The following is a 19,440-nucleotide window of genomic DNA, read 5'->3' as shown; positions in this document are numbered from 1 at the left end:
GATTACTAGCTTTGGGGAAAGAACCAGTATGAGAACAAGGTAAGGTACAACTAGCTTTGTTCCTCGACTCGGGAATAAGCTCGTTGCTTTCCATAGATAGGAAAATTGATTGTTCCGTTCTTGTTCCCGGTGTACTTGTTCCACCCACTGATCTTTCTCATAATGGCACCGATGGCATAAGAATCAGATGTTCTCATTGAGGATGCATCTTTTCCAAAACATTCACACCAAATCTCCATATTGCAGACAAGGGTTCTTTTTACTGTTCCAACACGGGTTCCGCCGCCAAATTCGCTACCGCCGAGGAAATTTCTACGTTCGTATAAAGACATAGTGTCCCAATCATCCGGCAAAAGAGTATCCAGATAGGTACGAACCAATCCTTCTCGTTCATCTGTTTCCATGGCATCTGCCTGCTCACTAGTTGCCATGGATGCATCATCACCTTCAAGGTAGAGTTTTTCGCCTTTCTCATATAGCACTAGTGTCTCTGCCCAAATCTGCTGTACTTCCTCTTTAGTCATCTGCCAAGCTTTCTTTTTACCATTACCGCTAATACGGACTGGCCAGAATCTTCGATTGCCAGTTATATCTCGAAGAAACCCGCTTTCTGCATTTGTTGAACCTACAATCACACACTGACGGGGATGGCTTTCCACATTGACTCCATAACTTGCCCGGTACTTATCATCTGCCCTCGAAATAAAAGACTTCACAATTTCCACATCCGTCTTACGCATACCAGCAAGCTCACCCAGTTCCAATAACCAATATCCCTGAAGTTTCTCAGCTCCAGATTTATCTTTCATGTCCGTAATGGTCAAACTATCTGAAAACCAATCTCCAGCAAGTTTTGCAAAGAAGGTTGACTTACCGATACCTTGAGGACCGTTTAAGATAAGGACACTATCAAACTTTGTGCCTGGTCTATAAATGCGGGCTACCGCTGCAACCATCGTTTTGCGGATGACTGCTTTTGTATAGGAATTATCTGTTGCACCGAAATAATCAATTAATAGATTATCTACTCGACTAATTCCATCCCATTTTGGCAGGGAGTCCAGATACTCCTTAACAGGATGGTAGGCTCGTTCTGACGCTACAGCTAACACAGCATCCTTGGTCTTGGTAGGTGAATAAACTCCGTATTTGCTGCTTAAATACACTTTAAGAAGTGCATTATCTGAATCATTCCAACCCGCCTTGATCTGTTCCCAAGGCAGGCCACCTTTGGCATCAATACCATCACGGTGGCAATTAAAAGCTATATGCTGTAATTCCTTGTCATGACGAATAATCAAAACGATGTTGTCTAGAGTGTCTTTTATTCGGCCTTGCTTATCCAATTCCAAAGCTGTCTGCCAATCCTCATCACTAAACTCCTCTTCAGCCTGTGCCTGTCTTTCCTTAGAAAACTCAGCTTTTACTCTTTCATCTTTTATAGCAAACTCGCACATTGCCACAAAAGATGGCATCTTACCAGGAGCTGTAGTGGTAGAAGCTTTATCATCTAAAGAACCGAATTTATGAATACGAACGAGATCAAAAGCATTGAGGAGTAATCCACTTGCTGGGTCTGTAGCATGATGGCTGTATGCGAATTTATCATCGTAGATAATCACACCGGCACTACTATCAGCTGGAATATAATCGTATCGCCCTTCCATAGCAGAAGGTGCATAAACTGCACCTAAGAATTTCTCAATTGCTTCACGAACGGAGTAGGCACGACAGAATGTTCCTACCACACCTTCCTTTAAAAGCGGGTCTGCTTGCTCTTTAAGACTGCGATTTATAACTTCAGACTGCCTGCTTGATACTGGCCATGTTGATGTATCCCGCCAGTTTTGATATTTTGAAAGATAAACATCAGGGTCAAGCAATTCTCCATCCTGCTCTTGATAGACGAATTCACCATTAGAGGAAGTGGATGGCCAATACATAAGGCGATGGGCTTCATAAGTCGTATCATCGAAAAGATCTATGCCGATTTCTTTTGCCACCATACGTCCAACGGCTGCGTATTCTTCTTCGCTGATTTCACGAGCGAGAGGAACGATTAGCCTAAGTCTTGGATTTTCCGGTGTGTGCTTATGGGTGGAATAAACACAGCATTTGAAATCAAAAAGCATACTGATTTGTTCCCAGATATCTGGTCTACCGTAATCCATATCTAGGGTAAGCAAAGAACGGCATAAAACATTGCCCTTCTTTCGCCTTCCCCCTTTTAAATGCCCTCCGACAAAACCACCCACATCTTTGATATCATCTTGTTGGCCTCTTTTTAATTTCCGATATTCTTCTACTGTTTCCGTAGTACGTTGTGTTGTCTTTACACGGGCACAAAAATCCTCCCACGAGATATCTTTGTTTTTCCATTTCTTGTCCATCCGGCTGTTGCCCACAGCGATTTTCATAAGCTTTCGACCTCCTCATGCTCCGGACTAAAATATCTGACCGTTTGTCTGCGTTTCTTGGCTACTTCAATCTCCCTTGCCATCCCGCTTGAGATGGTATTGCCTAGCACCCAAACCTCGGAGCATTTGCCCATAAGCACGATGTCCATAAATATGGCAAGTTCCCGTTCCTTTGGATCTTCATCATCCATAAACTGCGGAAACATAAGGTGGGGAGCAATTGGGATGCAATTATTCTCCAAGGCAAATCTACAAAAGTTGCGAGCCTTTTTAACGTTTCCTTCTACATCACCGGAATAGGGAGAACAAATATATACAAGCGGCTTAAAGGCAGATTTTTTCTCTGCCTTTTTCTTTCTTATTATGTTGGTCAGTGCCTCATGGGGAGTTGGGTCATGGTATCCTTCATGATTGAATTTATCAATTCCCATTACACACCCTCCATTTCTATCTGCGGCAAAATACCATCTGCCTTCAACAGTTCGTAAATGAAGAGTCTGCCTTTTTGAGTCCAATATGTATGGACTTTTGTATGCAGTTCACCGTTACTACCAATGTAGCTATGTGTCTTGGTGCTGGTATAGCCTTTTTCTGCATACTTCTGATATAAAAGCCAGATACCACCTTGTTTAAATTGGATGCCCTTTTTATTAAGATAGCGGTTCATCCAAATAGCTGACTTGCCGTAATCTTTGGCAATTGCTGATGTAGAAATGAGGTCTTTGCAATTTAAAACCACATCGTAATAAGAGACTTTCGGTTTCATTTCTGCAATTTGCTGATTCTGAACAGCAATCGTACCTTCAAGCACTTTATTTTGTTTCCTTACTTGAGTTAGCTGTTGATTGGCAATCTGAAGTGCCCTTGCCATGATTGCCTCTGGTGAATTCCATCTTCTTTCTATTTCAAGAAAGTATTGGCGACACTCTTTGCCTTTTGGAGTACGCTGTATCATGCATAGCTCTTTTGCCATGTCAATTGTTAACTGATGGTCTATGCTTGGTCTGCCTCCAGTACTTTCGCTCAAAAATGAGCTAAAGTCTGACCCTTCCTCAAATCCGTACTCACACATTCTTGGAAACCAGTCTTTATAAGCGGTCTTTACTTCCAAGGCTTCATGTAGATCACGACCGAGTACGGTTGGTCGTTGACTTTCATAATTGATTTTTACTAATTCGTCCATACGAATTACCTCCTGCAATATAGTCAGAGGAAAGTTCCTCTACCTAATAGCCACAGGAGGTAATGATTGTTGAGGATTTTCAAAAAATAATTTGGAATTATGATTATCCTGCGGAATTTGTGTATGTTAATATGGATTTAAAGATTGATTCAGTAGTTTTTCACTTCAACAAACGGACTGAACTTGTTAGCAAGAAGAGAGTGTAAAAATGAATCAGTTATATTCGTCATTGAATAAAGCAGGGTTAATGTTTAAACGGAGTATAGATCAAGAAGATGTAGTTTTTATTCTTCTTGAAACTAACGAGAATGGAACAACAGAAGTGGATGTTAAGACATTCGAAGATCTTTTTGAGGATGTAAAAGGAAGTCCAACATATGAAGCCTTGTCTGGTTCTCATACTTTTAGAATGGAAGAAACGCAATATACCATGACTGCTGAGGAAATGGGCTATCAAAAGTATTTTGACCAATGGAAAGAGCGAGGATTATTTAACTTTTAATCGACAAAAGGGCTAGATTGTTCAAGAGGAACTATAAAAATTTAATACGAGGGGGATAATGCATGAAACAGGTTGGAATTATCTTGGGCATAGTAGTAGTGATTGTAGCAGTGTTTATATTTGTAAATAAATCATACTATCCTTCTTTACCGATAGATAATCTATCAGCAAAAGAAGCAATTGAAAAACTAAAAAATTCTGATGAAAAGATAGTAGAGATTGCAACAGACGATGATTCCATTTGGTATATCACAAAAACCGAAAATGAAGGTATTTCGATAGCCGATGAAAATATTATACAAATGATTGGTTCCAAGGGATGGGAATTTAAAGAGAAAGATGGCGCTGGTCTGTTCTTTGAAAAAGACGGAGAAAGATTACTTGTTACTACTCAAATGTGGACTAAAAAATACGTGCTTGTTCAGGTGCAAAATAAATTTAAAGAACTTTAAAGTATTCCGCAAACGGGCGCATTTGTGGAACAAACAGGATAGCACGTACTAACCATAAAATAGTGCTATCCTGTTTTCGTTGTTTAAAAATTGAAGGTCTTTTAACTTCTACCACATGATAATCCGAATACCCAATTAATTTAATCTTTTTGATAAAATTGACACTCATAACCATCAGCACTAAGTAACAGGCCATTTGCCCAAGTTGGCGTTCTAGCCATCTGCTTACAGATAGCAGAAAGTGACATCCCCTTATCCGCCTCGATGATAATTTCATCGTGTACATGAGCCACAATGGAACAATTCTTTAATGTCTGCATCGCATGACACAAAATGTCACGACTAATTGCCTGAACAATATTCTCTACAAATTTTGGACCGTAGCTTTCGATTCTTTCCCACTTTTTCGTCCCACCGATACCTTCATAAGTAACTGACTCACCACCAAATACATTCTCTCCCATACGAGGTTTCACATAGGAAAGCCGCCTGCCGGAAGGAAGGACAAAAAAGAGCATTCCACTTTGATATATAAATTTAATACCGTGTGTTTCTGTAGGAGTTTTCTGCTTAACGCAGGTTTTTACAGCACGGTCAACATCCCACCATAGTTTTGTAATATTGGGATTGGATTGTCTCCAAGCCGTTACAAGAGGTTGAAGTTCCTCTTCTTCAATTCCCATCTCCAAAGCACCCATTGATTTCAGTGCTCCAACAGATCCACCGTAACCTAGGGCAAGTTCGGCAATTTTCCCTTTCTGACGAAGATGTCCATTAACACCGTTTTTCTCCACAGGTACATTAAACATCTGAGATGCACTTGCACAGTAAATGTCACCGCCATTTTGGAATACATCTATTCTCCATTTTTCTCCCGCAAGCCAAGCGATAACGCGAGCTTCAATCGCTGAAAAATCTGCAACTATAAACTTCATGCCCTCCTGTGGTATAAAAGCAGTTCGGATAAGTTCCGACAGTACCTCCGGGATAGAATCATAAAGTAAGGTAAGAGCATCAAAGTTTCCGCTACGAACTAAAGCACGAGCCTGTTCCAAATCAGGCATATGGTTTTGAGGGAGATTTTGTAGTTGAATAAGCCTGCCCGAAAACCTACCAGTTCTGTTTGCTCCATAAAACTGAAACATTCCTCTTGCACGACCATCATTACATACTACATTCTCCATTGCCGTGTATTTTTTTATCGATGATTTTGCAAGCTGCTGACGAAGTTCCAAAACGGTGCCTAGTGGTTCAGGTGCTGTCTTTAACATCTCAGCAACCGCTTTTTTACCAAGGCTATCTGTTTCCAATCCGTTATCAGCAAGCCATTCTTTCATTTGTTGTACAGAGTTTGGATTCTCCAAATTAGTTATATCCTGCATTAAAGCCATTAGCTTTTCCCGCGACTGTTCATCCATCTTGACGGCTTGTTTTACAAAAGCCATGTCAATAGAGATTCCACGATCATTTATTTTCTGGTCAAGATGATATTCTGACCATATATCCTCTGGAAGCGGGAATTTAGATAGTCTCTGCTGTATTGACATCTCGGCTTCCACATCACGGAGGTTATATGCTTTAAACCGCTCCCATTTATCTATGTCGTGTTTTGGCAGATTACGAACTCGTCCTCCATTTGATTTAGTAGGGGAGCATGGTGTACAGAAGTATTTAATGAGGTCTTTGCCTTCCGTCAATTTTTGTTTTTCCAATCCTAAGACTGCACCGACACCTTCAAGAGAAAGCGGAAGTCCCATATAAGCCGACCATACCATTGAGCATTTCCAGGATGTAGGGTCAAGATAATCAGTAAGGTTAAGCCATTTTGATAGGCAAACACGCTCAAACATAGCATTAAAGGCCCATTTGGTAACGGAATTATCCATAAGAGCATTGATTATTTCTTTTGGGATTTTCTCTCCGCAGGCAAGATCGACCACCTGAACTGCACCACCATCAACCGAATAACCAAACAATAGAATTTCAAAATCATCACTCTCGGCATAACGGTAGACTCCACATTTTTGAAGATTGGCACTACTAAATGTCTCAATATCAATAGATATAGAATTCATGTATTACACCCTTTCCAATGCAAACGAGGTGACAGAAGAACAACTTCCACCACCCCGTTTGTATTCATACTTTACCTGTTATGCTAGGAAATCATTATCTTCAATTGTGGTGAAATCATCAGCCGCTGTGGTTCTGCTGCCTAAAGGCTCTCCGTCTCTAATCTTCTGGATGTTACCAAGTCCGCAGGCCACACCCTTGTTCCCGTTAGAATTGAAAGCATAAAAATTAAGTGACACTCTTGCATAGCAACCACTGTATACCTCATTGCGATCCAGAATAGGCTTGACTGCTTTATCTACAATCTGAGGAGGAGTAGTGCTGTTGGCATTTACAAAATAATGTCCTTTATAAGCCTCATCATCTCGTTCTACATCACCATCTCGAAGCGGCAGCTTGATAGCAGCCTTATTTGGTTTTTTACCGCCAAACTTTGCAATGCCCTCTTCAATAGCTGCATCAACTGCTGCATTGATGGCATTAATGGTTTCCTTATCCGATTTAGGAATCAATACCGATACACTATACTTTTCTGCCCCACCATTGATGGATACCGGTTCCCAGCCATGAAAGTAGCTGAGACGTGTGTTTACACCAGTGATAACCTTCGTTCTGTTTTTATTATTCATATTCACATTCCTCCGTTATTTCGTTAAATTCGTTTTTTGCGTTTGATACGTTCATAGCCGGACGCTTATCCGATAGCGGGACCAGAGTCGGCTTTCCCGGTGGCTTGTATATAAGATCACCGAGTATCTTCTCAAATTTTGATTTGCCCATCAGCCTTTCCATTTCCGTAAGAGTGATGAGACTCTGACGAAAGATATCTTTATAACCGTTTGCTTTGGCTACTTCAGCCACAGCATCTTCATCCTTGTATTTGCGGACAGATCTGCCCTCAACAACCTTAAAACCATGCCACTCTTTCCCATGATTAACAGCTGCATCGGTGGCATATGCAATGATTTCATTTGCCCATTTCGTAAGGTCGGACAGTTTAGATAGAACTTCCTCGATTTCAGAGTCCGTAAGTAGTGGAGGTAGTTTAAACTCCGATTGTGCCAATTTCAGTTTTTCCTCAGCCCTAGCACGGCATTTAACTGCCGCTCGGCAGAAAGTACACCACTCACCCGGAAGATATTCACCTTCACCGTCATAAGCTTTTTTTGCCTTTGGTTTTAGTTCTTTTTCTGCCCAAGCTTTTAAATCCTCTACCCGTATTGTCCATGTGCTGACATTCTCTCTGCGTGGCTGGAAAATGGTCATGGACACTTCCTCGATGTCGTACAAACTATCGTAAATTTCTAAAGCACCCAGTGCATACAGTTTCATCTGTGGATTGTCCACCGCATCCACCAATACTCCCATGCCATACTTGAAATCGATAATGTGAAGTTTCTTATCTGCAATAATGATGCAGTCACCGGTTCCAAATCCCTGTGGAACATAGCAGGAAAAATCAAGACGCTGTTCGATTAGTATTAAAGGGTCTGTGCAGCTCTGCTTTGCCAGCTCAAGCTTTTCCATTACAAATTCCACATAGGCATCACTGTGTTCTTCCATCGCATCGGAGTTATAAACTGAGACAGGACGCTTACTTCTCATGTGAAGTGCTTTTTTGAGTTTATGTTCGCAGAGAGCATGGGCGGCGGTGCCTTCAGCGGCTGCACTGGATTCGTTATTTACAAACTCCAGTTCCAATCGTGCAGACGGAAGGCAATTCAGCCACCTATGGGCGCCTGATGCGGAAAGAACTGCATGATCACTCATTCCCAAGTACCTCCGCATCTTTTAACATATCTGCATAATGTTTTGGGTCCACTTCGCTTAATTTAGAGCCACCGTATTTTTGGATTATTTCTCTTACTTGAGCAGTAAGACCGGCTTGACTCTTTTCAGCAAGTTTTGCTCTGACTTCCTCCAGAGTGATTTCCTTTTTATTTGGTTCAGGCTCTTTTACAGTTGTAGTCGGTTCTTTTGTTTCGACAGGTTCATTGCCCACCATTACATCAGCAACCGCTTGTATGCTGTCTGCCAAAGAGCGCATATCGGAAACCACATCAAGGAGTAGCTTGATCTTGCTCATGGCTTATTCCTCCTTCCTTAATCTCACTGATGGCGAGTTCCTGTACGGTGTCACCCGGAACAAGGATGATCAGTTTCTGCTTATCACCAAGTAAGAAACGAAGGAAACGCTCCCTAATGGTGACGTTTCGACAGGAAACAATCCCGCCAGACTGTGGTTTTTTTGAAACACTGATTTTCAAGTTGTGCTTCATGTATTCACCTCTTTCCGAGAGCGTCTATGTGCTGCCCTCTAACTATTAGCCATGGCAAGAGGGGAAAGTTGAGGATTTGGGATATATTTTTTTGAAATTCTTTTTAGCTGTATCTAAACGGTGGGAAATGGCACTTACACTTACCCCCTCACGTTCTGCATACTCTGTTACCGAAACACCATCCAAGACTATAGCAATCAGTAGCTCCGCTTGTTTTTCCTTGAGAGCCTTGCGAATAATTTCACAGATATGCTCATACTCTTCTTTTTTCTCTCTAGTCATTTCAACTGAGTAGTCAGGGAAGTAGTCCATATGGTCGGTTTCATCAACCTCTTGGTCATCCTTGCGGAATGGTTTCTTTGGCATACCTCTGTGTCTGTCAAATTTGTGCCAGTTATTGTATTCCGGCTTGTTGAAACGTTCGTCCATTATCTCCTGTGGAGAGCGCCGGGTCACGGTTTCTTTGTCCTCTGCAGAAGATAGCCTGTCCTCATAATCCGCCTCAATCATTAAGGTGAAGTCCTCGTCTGGTACCTCCAGATAGATAGATTTGTTTTCGTGCTGAATTCTAATTTTCATTTTGCATCCTTTCCGCCGGATTGCATTGGCGGCAAAGGATACAAAAATAGGCCTGTACCAGAAGTACACAGACCTTTTTATCCTGAAAATGAGCGCAATAAGGTAAGGTACTTCTATTGCACCGCAACAATCCTTACGGATTGGAGCGAAACAATATGTATCCTCTGCCCTTATTGCAAATCAGGCATTCGATATTTTTTTGTAGACGGGAAGCAATCGAATTTTGCTACTTACGAAGAACTTGTCCGCCGTCTGTAATTATTGTATTGCCCTTTAAATAGTAAGTAAATTTGATAAAATTCGTATTACTTTACCAAAAATTTCAGCTTGACATTATTGTTAAAGTTACTTTTTAATGATATAATTTTTTTATATTATATTTTTAGTTATTACTTCTGGATAATTTTACTAAATATTATTTTTATAATTACATTTCATATAAATGAGGTTTAAGTTATGGAGACAAATAGGGAAGATTTTTTTGAAAATAATTTATTTAGATATGAAAGCTATTCTTGTGACTGTGTAAAAGATATAGAACATATTGCTCCTGGAGTCGAACCGATAACGACGCTTAAATTACAAAGCCTGCCAACAAAAAGGATTCGCTTTGCTTTCGCTGCAAAGGAAGGTCTCTTAAGATTGGCAAGCACAGGATCTATAGAAGAGAAAAATATTCTATCGTCATTGATTTCTTTACCAAATGGGAATATTGATGTGCTTTTTGACTTTTTCAAAAAGAATGGCTTTTTATTTCCCATCAGTGATTGTGAATATGAATCTGTAGATGCTCATACAATGTTAGAATTAGTCTATCGAATTAAAGCAACAGTTAGATTAATGAGCGCAATTGAAGAACCTAGAAAAAACTATCAAGATATATTGCATTTAACTTTATATCTACTACTTTCAGATCCTGTTTCAATTAATGTGATGAGTCTGAGAGAACCTTACACTACTTGCAGACATCCATTTTATGATGAAATAGAAAATGCCCCCTATCTACAAATAGTAGACAGAGGGCAGGAGGCTTTTGATAAGGATACATATACAATCACAGACACCATTTATCAACCGACATATGAACTGGACATAAATGACTATAATGATATCATGGGTGGCTATATGACATCTAAACCTGGTTCTGATAGCAAACGATTTAAGGCAGTGGTTAATCTCTACTGTAATAAGCCAAATGCTGACCATTCTATTCGACTAATTACAGATTTTTTATTTCATTATCAATATGAGGTAGGGATTATTAAATCCTTTGATTATGAAAACGGTATTCAATATTACTCGCAACCAGACAAGACAAAGTTCAATGACCACATGAAAAATGCTCTTATTGATATTGCTCGATTAATTATTGGTGAAGAAATCAATGAAAACTTAAATGGTATTCATCCACAGTACAATGTCGCAACTATGTCACCATCATGGCGTGTAGATTCGCTTATGGGAGCAATCTACTTTTCAATTTTTTATATGAAACCCGGATTAGAATTATATAGACTATGTGCAAACCCAAACTGCAATCAATATTTCTTAGTAAAGACGACATCCACAAGGAATAAATATTGTTGCCCGGAATGTGGAAACGCCACTGCTCAAAGAAATTACCGAAAACGTAAAAAGGAAAGCCAACAATAGAAAATACCTCTGTTCATAGATATGATGCTATGACAGAGGTATTACAATTTATTCTGAACTTGGCTGAGGAAGAAAACCATTATTCTCAACTAAAGCTTTTTCTATAGATTCTGCTAATGCTATTATGCTTTTTTTTGAATTTCCCGTGTAATGATACATTAGATACCGAGTATCTACAACAATTCCTTGAATTCTTTCGTAATAATAGGTATCTCCCTTCCAATCACCAACCGCCTCACCAATATTACCAAATGGAGTAGTAAAACCGAAGTAATTTTTCGCAGCATTATATGGCATAATAAAAGCATTATATAAAGACTCATTCGGTAAGTTTAACTGTCTTTGTATATACTCGCCGTATGTTATCTGCTTGTTAATCGATGATGAATCCGGTAAATGATCTGGATTGCCTGAAACGCCGTATCTATAGTACTTTGCATCTAACACATATATCTTATCGTTATGTAGCATTATACTATCCGGTTCTAGAGGGTATTTTTCTTTGTGTTTACCTTTTCGCAAACGCCATCTTGTTCTAGGAAAATAATCCTTCTTGTTTTTGATTCCAAACACACGATCTATCAGCTTTTCCCAAACATTCTCAAAATAATCAGTTCCAAAATAGAACTGTTTTACTGATGGTTTTTCATCCATATATTCTAGCATTGCCTTCATAGATCTAAATAATTTTTTATCCTTATCGTTATATGTAGTTGCCAACTTGTCATTTAATGCAATTATAAAGCGCTTAATGTCAAGGGGTATTTGTGGTGGTTCAGGCATATATGGAGTAAATAGCCATCCTAGTTTTGAAAAACTTTCATATACACAATGTCTGTGTATATGGGTTATTAACTTATTCTCATTCGGAGTTGATTCTCGAACAGTATATTGTGTATACACTGGTGAAAAGTTAGACTGTATCAATGCCTTTTGCCTTTGTATAGTTTTTGCCCAGTCAATATTTCCACGGTCTCTTGTTTTATATACAGGTTCAGTTTCCATATAGTAACCGTTCTTCTCCATAAAATAATATATAACCTCTAGATAAGCATTAATAGGAAAGTCGACTGATTGTGGGGCCTCAAACTTATTCATAGCAAGCACTCGGTCAGAGCTATCAGTAAACTCAGCCAACACTTGAAACAAATGAAGTATATCACGTTTAACATCTATTTCATTCTCTGGAAGATGATAACCAACAGGGAAATAGACTACTACATCATCAGAATCAGCCTTAATACCGACAAAGCGATCTCCCTCTTCATTTGTATTTACACGGCAGCGTTTACGTATTTCAGAGTCTATTACCATGTTGAGTCACCACCTTTAATCATTTTGTCCATCAGCATTAGGAGAAACAAATGCATCATATACATTTTCTTTAAAAACTTTAAATCGGTCATTTTTTTTCTCGCTTGAAAATTTTGCGACTACAGCTTCTAAACTGTTATACTGGCTCACCTCAAAAATATCTTCACGGGAAAATTTAAAAGCATCGTCCCAAAGATATTTTAATACTTTTTCTGGGAAACGACTGTTGTTTTGTTTAGCTTTAATACGCTCTTTTTCACTAAGATTAGGGTTATCAGCATTTTCATCATAAATCAGATCACTCAAATGGACAAAGTATACCCCTAATCGTTTATCCTCAGATGATGTCATTCTTACATTTTTATCAAGTATTATTTTGTTAATTTCTGTGCAAAAAGTTTTCCATGTTACAGTTGTGTCCAAAATTGGATGATTTGCAAATTCCGCATCCGCTTTATCAAAATTATTCTCTATCATACGCATTTCCCATCTACGTTGAAACGCGGTATCTAGCGTGAAAACATTTTGATCAGAAGTATTCATAGTACCTATTATGTTTAGATTTGATGGGATACGCACTTTTCGCGTCTCATCACCATATACAACTTTAGCTATATCAGTATTTGAAATACCATATTCACTTGCACCTGTTTCATCCCTGTCAAGTAATTGAAAGATTTCTCCGAATATAGCAGGTGCATTACCCCTATTAATTTCTTCAATTATAAGAAAAAATTCAGTAGTAGGGTTTTCGTATGCTCTTTTTAGCAGTCTTGTAAAAGGACCTGGTTTAAATTTATAGTTTACGATTCCATCTGAAACATCAGGTAGTATTTGTCCTACAAAATCTGAGTATGTATAATCAGGATGAAAAACTAAACGTTCTAGTCTATTCTCATCATCACAATACTCTTTTTTTATTGTAAAACTTTTTCCACTACCAGGAACGCCGTAAAGTAATATATTTCTCCCGTGAAAGTCGGTATTTCCTGGCGGCTCGTTATCTGAAGATTTAATATTACGTTTTTCCATAATAGCCTTAATATTTTCGTCAATCTTACTATCAATTGATTCATCAAAATTATTACTCATCATCTGACCCCCATTCTCTTAGAATCTCATCAATTATATGTTTGTTTTTTTCGTTAATTGTGATCTTCATATTTTCTTTTTTACCTTCAACTTTGATTAATCCCACATATGCGAAGTTTCCCAAAATATAAGAATGTGATAATACATTTTCCGTAATCTTTAAGTCAGAAGCTTTTAATGCCCCATTCCTAATGTCGGTAATATATTTATCAAACTCCTGTTCTTCCTCAGGATTGTTATCTGAAGTAATTATTGTATTAAGTAGATACCACTCCCAGTAAGTTAAATATTCATACTTTTTCAAAGCTTTTAATAGAATAACTGCAGGATGAAACTCATTACCATCCTTATCTCTTATAGTGTATTTTACTAAAATTTTCAAATAGAATAATTTATATATTTCTTTAATTCTCTCTATCTGTTCATAAGAATCCTTGGAAGGCTTTTGTTTCAAAAGTTCTTCGCTTTCAAATAACCTTATAAGAACCTCCCCATTTTCAGAATAAATATTTGATTTATCTGGTACTGTCCGTCGATTTAATGCACCAGGTTTTAATATATCAAACTCTTCCATCATTCTTTTTATGGTCCGAACTTGTCCATCAGAGATTCCTATTTGGTTACCAATAAATTTCTGTAAACTCCCACCCCATGTTCTATTCTGAACCTTCTCAGGGTCATTCAATATTTTGATTATTTCCATAATCTGATGTTGTAAATTATCACTGATAATTCTGCCTTCATATTTCCATCCAGATAGGTTCAAGCTTATCCCTCCTTTTTAAGAACTAATACATGATCTACATTAATTTTTCCTCCCTTATTTTTTCTCGGTATTCTTATATAAGGGTTTTGGATTAAATAATTAAAATAGGTTTCGGTTTTAAACCCAACAAGTTCCGAGAGTTGTTGGATAACCTTCCAGCTTTCAACTTCCACCTTACGTATTGAGCTGTTCCCAATTACTATCATATAATGACCACCCGGCTTTAGGTATTTATAAGTATTCTTGAGGTTACCTTCCATATCTTCAAAGAACTTTTTAACAATCAGCGCTCTTTTTTTGTCCTTTTCAAAAATTTGATTGTAATATGATTTAAGAATTATACTTTTCTCCAAAATTTCGAGGTTTTTTTCCTCTTCTGCAACCTTAATTGATTCGGTACCTACATAATCTTTCTTTTTCTCCCTCAACTCGTTTTCAGTCATAGTATCCAACCAAAGGTTTTCCAATCTCATTGTCCGGGCATAATCAAATGCATTTATATATGGTGGCGACGTAACTGCCAAATCATATAAACCATCAAACTCAAAATTCAAAGCATCCCCGTTTATAATGCGAGCCTTTTTTGTCAGTCCAAGATTACTAAGTTCTTTTATTCCTTCAAAGTATTTAGTAAATGTAGACGAAAACTCTTTGATAGTCTCTGGCGGGTTCTTTATAACTTTATTGGACACATATGGTTTGGGAGAAACATCATCAGCATTTGATACTCTTTTAATTATTGAAACAAAACATACTTTGAAAAAGTCACGGATATCTTTGTCATCAATGCTATCGATGTTCATTTTAATTCCGGATAATTTTACAATTGCATCTTCCGTGAACCAATGGTTTAAATTATTAATGCCAGGAAGTCTTTGAGGTTTTTGGCTTGTATCTATGTTTGTAATAATCCTATTAAATTCATTAGCTATTTCATCTAACTTATCTTTAGTAAAAGGAGTAGTTTTTACTTTAATGATCAATTTTGCAATATTATCAATCTCAGTTCCATAAGCCTCAAAATCATTAATAACACTTTCTAATAGCGTAGTACCGCTACCTGCAAACGGGTCAAAAACAGAACCATTTTGAACTCCAGTTAAATATTTTTGAATAGCCCATCTTGGAATCTCTGGAATAAAGCGGCATGGATATTTAAAGAATGAATGTGTATATGTGTTTGGATTAGATTGAGCAATTATGTATGACCCTCCAAACTCTATATCCTTTGGTAGACTTTCAACAATGATGTGATTATTTATTTTTTTAGACATACAACACTCTCCCTTAAATATTTACCATATTCTTTAGTAGATTCGTACTGTTGGGAACTGGTGATAATGTATCTATCAACTTCAATCTTATCTACTTTAAACCCAATTTTTTGAGCATATTCTGCTAAGATTAAATCTGTCGGAAATACAACTCCACCATAAGAAGAATTACCTACAACAATGGCACAAAACCCATTATCTTCAAGTGCAGCATAACTCTGATCTATTACCTTAAACATATCGAGGTAGTACAATTGAAGCATCAAAGGAATTCTCTTATCCCATAATTTTTTTGTTGCTAAAGAATCAAGTAACTCTTGAGTTGATTTAGATATCTTTGTTGTATCAACATTTTCTAAACTCAATTCACCATTTAAATGAGACCGTAGTGATTTTTTTCTCAGTTTTCTTAGATCCTCATATGAATTAACAAATCCTCCAAACCATAGCTCTAATTTATATATTTCTGTATAATCAAAACAATTTGCATAAGGTGGTGAAAAAATAATTCCACTAACTGACCCATCTTCTACATATTCCCTCGAATTCAAGCATGAGTCGTTAAAAATTTGTGCCTTAAATGTTATATCATTAGAAGTAATATCATCGAATATATTAGTATAGAAAGTAAGTAGTTCACTCCTCGCATCACTTACAGTAATGATACGTGGCTTTACATACTTTCGTTTCTTTAATCCATTTCCGCCTTTTCGATAGTTTGATAATGGTTCAATACTTGAAATCCATCCCAAAATCAGCAAGTTTTTAACTTCATCGCTATATTTCCCCTCTAATATGTTTGCTTTAACATTCATTAAATAATTTTCTACATCAGAATTAAATACGTTTTGACTTATGGATAATGCCGGTAACTTATATTCTCGCTCATACTTAACACTTAATACTTCTTGTGATGCATTTTTAAACTCCAAAGCAATCTCGGCACTGTAATTACGTAGTTTACATTTTGAAAGAAAATATGAAAATGGATTCACTTCAAATCCAATGCCATTAAGTCCTAATTGATTAGCAGCTATAATTGTACTTCCGCTGCCGAGAAATGGATCCATTATTGTACCATTTTTATTTTTGTTATATTCATTTATCAATTTCCTTACTAGCTCCAGTGAAAAACCTTCTTTATACCTATACCATCTTTGTCTAGGCCTATTTAAATCATCAGAATAGTTTAACAAACTAGAATATGTTGCATTTTCACTTTCTGGATATATAACTTTGAATTTTTGCTCTAACTCTCTATACATTATTGTCCCTCTGTTCTTCTGTCGAAAATTCTACAATATCCTCAATATTGCATTCTAATGCTGCGCAGATTTTTGCAAGTGTCTCCGTAGAAACATTTTGATTTTTTCCAAGCTTTGTTATTGTTCCTTTGCTTATACCTGCTTTCTCTTTCAAATCTTGCTTTCGCATATCGCGATCAATTAATAGTTTCCATAACTTTTTATAACTTACTTGCATTTCTTCACTCCCTAACTTAACCAGCATTCTATCACAAATAATAATTATACCACTCAATTCCCACAAAGTAAATCATTTTTCCTACATTATTAGGATAATTTCCTACAATCGTGTTCTCTGTAAAATTGTGGTACCATGGATAATATTATCATTTCTGCTTCACTATCTTTCTTCCATAAATAGTAAGTGACATTCTAATTATCTATCCTGTCTACTCAACCTCTATAAAAAATCTAATCTGTCAACTCAACCCTACACACATTTTTTACAGTTGACCTATTTCCTCATAAACAAAAATAAGGATTTCCAAGGTTAAAAGGCACTGCCAGACATCAGGCAGAAAATCATCCAACCTTGAAAACCCTTTATTTATCAGTATTTTGAGCTCTCCTATTTCTCAACCCTTGACATCAATGTCACGCACTCAACGTGTGGTGTATGAGGGAACATATCTTTTACCTTCACTTTTTCTATTGTATATCCATTCTCCACAAGTACCTTTAAGTCTGTAACTAAAGTCTTCGGATTACAGGATACATAGATTATATCTGGTGCGTTGAATTTTATAACATAATCTAAAGCTACTGGATGCACTCCTGGTCTTGGTGGATCTAGTATTATAAGGTCTGGTTTTTCATTAATAGTTCCTATAATTTTAGCTACATCCCCTGCTATAAAAGTGCAGTTATCTAAACCATTAAGTTTTGCATTTTCATTAGCGGATTTAACAGCCTCTTCAATAAGCTCTATTCCTATAACTTTCTTTGCTTCTGGAGCTACAATTTGACCTATAGTTCCTGTACCACAGTAAAGGTCAAATACAGTTTTGGATTTAGCTTCACCGATAAACTGTCTAACTATGCTATATAGTTTTTCTGCTCCTTTAGAATTAGTTTGGAAAAATGAAAATGGTGTTATTTTAAATTTTAATCCTAATAGTTCTTCTATTATATAGTCTCTGCCATATAGTAATTCTATTTTATCTGCTTGAACTACATCAGATAAAGAATCATTTATTGTATGTATTATACCAACTAAATTTCCTACATAATCTAAATTTCTAAGTTCTTCTGTAATTTCTTCAAAATTAAATTCTATTTGAGATGTAGTTACAAAATTTATTAATATTTCTCCTGTATTTGAAGCTTTTCTGATAACTAGATTTCTCAAATACCCTTCATGACTCATTACCCTATAATGAGGAAGATTTTTATTTCTAAAATAATTTAGTACTGTGCTTAAAATAATCCTATAGTCTTTATCAACTATTTGACAGCAATCTACTGTTATTATTCCAAAGCTTTTACCCTTAGCATGCATACCTAGAGTAAGCTCTCCACCCTTTTCCATATCCCCAAAGGTAAATTCCATTTTGTTTCTATATTCAAATTCTTCTGGACTTCCTTCAATTCCTAAAAATTCAAATCCTTCGAGTTCCGCTTCTTTAAAAAGTTTTAATACCTGTTCTTTTTTCAATTCCAACTGCTTTTCATAAGGTACATCTTGATGAACACATCCTCCGCATTGTCCAAATGCTGAACACTTAACTTCTCTTTTATAGTCTATATCTTCAATTACTTTTAATAGCTTTCCTTCAGCATAATCTTTTTTCTTCTTTGAAATCCTAGCTAATACTTTTTGTCCTGGTAAGGCATTTTTTATATATACTTTTAATCCTTCACTATTTGCAATTCCCATTGAGGGAAACTCCATACTCTCTATATTAAATTCATATTCTTTGCCTTTTTTCATAAGTTATACTTCCCTCGCCTTTATATTATTTTTCTGCTTTGTATAAAGATATTTTAGAAGATTTCTTTCCAATAGTATTTCCCTTTTTGCTTTCCATTATAGCTGGGTACAATATTGCTACTAATATAAAAATTATAAGCAATCCAGTTCCTCTATATTCTTTTATAAATCTAAATCCTAAAAGTCTTAATATTAAATTGTCAAAAATAAAAAAACCTACCAAAGAAATACCAGCCATTACAATAGTGTCAATTAAGCTACCCATGAATGTATCATTAAAAGAAATTTTAATGTTATCTTCATGCTCCTTTGCACATTCTTCTTTCATGATATTTTCATCATTTTTCTCTTCTTTATCTTTTACTACTTCTTCTTTTATTTCTTCTTCTGTTACAATTTCATTTTTTTTATCCATTTCTATTTCATGTTTTTCTTCTGACATAATTATTTCCTCCAATCTTTCCATTGAACATTTTTGTTAAAAGAGTTATTCTCTTCTTTAACATTTTAATTATATAAGTATTATTATGCAATAGTATTTTAATAATGTAAATACGTTGACTAATATAATTTAAAGTACTAGAATATATCTTGTGCAAAAATTCCTTCATATATATGCAAG

The 19,440-nt window shown here is 36.6% G+C and carries 20 protein-coding genes; 3 read left to right on the top strand and 17 right to left on the bottom strand.

Translation table 11 applies throughout. The features are described 5' to 3' along the window. Nucleotides 1–50: 50 nt before the first annotated feature. The 3 genes from J2Z24_RS01735 to J2Z24_RS01725 are packed head-to-tail and all read right to left on the bottom strand — an operon-like array spanning nt 51 to nt 3,600. Nucleotides 51–2,417, bottom strand: coding sequence for a virulence-associated E family protein (locus tag J2Z24_RS01735; RefSeq protein WP_035150313.1), 2,367 nt, complete (start codon nt 2,415–2,417; stop codon nt 51–53). Beyond that, nucleotides 2,414–2,848: a DUF7768 domain-containing protein gene (locus J2Z24_RS01730; RefSeq protein ID WP_035150310.1), complete on the bottom strand. Its 435-nt coding sequence runs from the start codon at nt 2,846–2,848 to the stop codon at nt 2,414–2,416. The genes J2Z24_RS01735 and J2Z24_RS01730 overlap by 4 nt, the downstream gene beginning before the upstream one ends. Beyond that, nucleotides 2,848–3,600, bottom strand: a complete 753-nt coding sequence (locus tag J2Z24_RS01725; RefSeq protein ID WP_035150308.1) for a phage antirepressor KilAC domain-containing protein — start codon at nt 3,598–3,600, stop codon at nt 2,848–2,850. The genes J2Z24_RS01730 and J2Z24_RS01725 overlap by 1 nt, the downstream gene beginning before the upstream one ends. 208 nt (nt 3,601–3,808) lie before the next feature. Here J2Z24_RS01725 and J2Z24_RS01720 point away from each other — a divergent pair, with 208 nt between their 5' ends. Together J2Z24_RS01720 and J2Z24_RS01715 are read left to right on the top strand one after the other, a co-directional pair. Beyond that, nucleotides 3,809–4,102 carry a hypothetical protein gene (locus J2Z24_RS01720; protein WP_035150306.1) on the top strand — a complete coding sequence of 98 codons (294 nt, stop codon included), beginning with the start codon at nt 3,809–3,811 and terminating at the stop codon, nt 4,100–4,102. 62 nt (nt 4,103–4,164) lie between these two features. After that, nucleotides 4,165–4,554 carry a hypothetical protein gene (locus J2Z24_RS01715; protein WP_035150304.1) on the top strand — a complete coding sequence of 130 codons (390 nt, stop codon included), beginning with the start codon at nt 4,165–4,167 and terminating at the stop codon, nt 4,552–4,554. Nucleotides 4,555–4,694: 140 nt separating this feature from the next. Here the strand turns inward: J2Z24_RS01715 and J2Z24_RS01710 are convergent, their stop codons facing one another. The 6 genes from J2Z24_RS01710 to J2Z24_RS01685 form a co-directional block, all read right to left on the bottom strand. Then, a complete protein-coding gene (locus J2Z24_RS01710) occupies nt 4,695–6,629 on the bottom strand; it encodes a DNA polymerase (RefSeq protein ID WP_035150299.1) in 1,935 nt (644 codons plus the stop codon). Between the two features lie 78 nt (nt 6,630–6,707). Then, on the bottom strand, nt 6,708–7,256 hold the full coding sequence (locus J2Z24_RS01705) for a DUF2815 family protein (protein ID WP_035150297.1): 549 nt from the start codon (nt 7,254–7,256) through the stop codon (nt 6,708–6,710). Further along, on the bottom strand, nt 7,249–8,397 hold the full coding sequence (locus J2Z24_RS01700) for a DUF2800 domain-containing protein (protein WP_035150296.1): 1,149 nt from the start codon (nt 8,395–8,397) through the stop codon (nt 7,249–7,251). Before J2Z24_RS01700 ends, J2Z24_RS01705 begins: the two co-directional genes overlap by 8 nt. Continuing rightward, nucleotides 8,390–8,713, bottom strand: coding sequence for an rRNA biogenesis protein rrp5 (locus tag J2Z24_RS01695; protein WP_035150293.1), 324 nt, complete (start codon nt 8,711–8,713; stop codon nt 8,390–8,392). Before J2Z24_RS01695 ends, J2Z24_RS01700 begins: the two co-directional genes overlap by 8 nt. Continuing rightward, the gene (locus J2Z24_RS01690; protein WP_035150290.1) at nt 8,688–8,906 is read right to left on the bottom strand and encodes a hypothetical protein; all 219 of its coding nucleotides are present in this window, start codon (nt 8,904–8,906) and stop codon (nt 8,688–8,690) included. The genes J2Z24_RS01695 and J2Z24_RS01690 overlap by 26 nt, the downstream gene beginning before the upstream one ends. 45 nt (nt 8,907–8,951) lie before the next feature. Further along, nucleotides 8,952–9,485 (bottom strand): RNA polymerase sigma factor, encoded by a 534-nt coding sequence (locus tag J2Z24_RS01685; RefSeq protein ID WP_205943206.1) that lies wholly within the window; start codon nt 9,483–9,485, stop codon nt 8,952–8,954. Between the two features lie 456 nt (nt 9,486–9,941). Between J2Z24_RS01685 and J2Z24_RS01680 the strand changes: the two genes are divergently transcribed. Beyond that, complete coding sequence (locus tag J2Z24_RS01680; RefSeq protein ID WP_035150285.1) at nt 9,942–11,138, top strand: CGNR zinc finger domain-containing protein; 1,197 nt, start codon at nt 9,942–9,944, stop codon at nt 11,136–11,138. 48 nt (nt 11,139–11,186) lie between these two features. Here J2Z24_RS01680 and J2Z24_RS01675 read toward each other — a convergent pair whose 3' ends face one another. From J2Z24_RS01675 to J2Z24_RS01640, 8 genes are all read right to left on the bottom strand, one after another. Further along, complete coding sequence (locus J2Z24_RS01675) at nt 11,187–12,452, bottom strand: LlaJI family restriction endonuclease (RefSeq protein WP_035150284.1); 1,266 nt, start codon at nt 12,450–12,452, stop codon at nt 11,187–11,189. Nucleotides 12,453–12,467: 15 nt separating this feature from the next. Continuing rightward, a complete protein-coding gene (locus J2Z24_RS01670) occupies nt 12,468–13,544 on the bottom strand; it encodes an McrB family protein (RefSeq protein WP_051593381.1) in 1,077 nt (358 codons plus the stop codon). After that, complete coding sequence (locus tag J2Z24_RS01665) at nt 13,537–14,310, bottom strand: hypothetical protein (protein ID WP_035150283.1); 774 nt, start codon at nt 14,308–14,310, stop codon at nt 13,537–13,539. The genes J2Z24_RS01670 and J2Z24_RS01665 overlap by 8 nt, the downstream gene beginning before the upstream one ends. 2 nt (nt 14,311–14,312) lie before the next feature. After that, on the bottom strand, nt 14,313–15,584 hold the full coding sequence (locus tag J2Z24_RS01660; RefSeq protein WP_035150282.1) for a TRM11 family methyltransferase: 1,272 nt from the start codon (nt 15,582–15,584) through the stop codon (nt 14,313–14,315). Next, on the bottom strand, nt 15,569–16,849 hold the full coding sequence (locus tag J2Z24_RS01655; protein WP_035150280.1) for a DNA methyltransferase: 1,281 nt from the start codon (nt 16,847–16,849) through the stop codon (nt 15,569–15,571). Before J2Z24_RS01655 ends, J2Z24_RS01660 begins: the two co-directional genes overlap by 16 nt. Then, on the bottom strand, nt 16,842–17,066 hold the full coding sequence (locus tag J2Z24_RS01650) for a helix-turn-helix domain-containing protein (RefSeq protein WP_035150496.1): 225 nt from the start codon (nt 17,064–17,066) through the stop codon (nt 16,842–16,844). The genes J2Z24_RS01655 and J2Z24_RS01650 overlap by 8 nt, the downstream gene beginning before the upstream one ends. 390 nt (nt 17,067–17,456) lie before the next feature. Continuing rightward, the gene (gene rlmD / locus J2Z24_RS01645) at nt 17,457–18,818 is read right to left on the bottom strand and encodes a 23S rRNA (uracil(1939)-C(5))-methyltransferase RlmD (RefSeq protein ID WP_035150278.1); all 1,362 of its coding nucleotides are present in this window, start codon (nt 18,816–18,818) and stop codon (nt 17,457–17,459) included. A gap of 25 nt (nt 18,819–18,843) precedes the next feature. Next, complete coding sequence (locus J2Z24_RS01640) at nt 18,844–19,260, bottom strand: RDD family protein (protein ID WP_051593380.1); 417 nt, start codon at nt 19,258–19,260, stop codon at nt 18,844–18,846. Nucleotides 19,261–19,440 lie beyond the last annotated feature (180 nt).

The organism is Clostridium tetanomorphum, from assembly GCF_017873215.1.
Lineage (GTDB): Bacteria > Bacillota > Clostridia > Clostridiales > Clostridiaceae > Clostridium_AO > Clostridium_AO tetanomorphum.
This window is presented reverse-complemented; position numbering and strand designations above follow the sequence as displayed.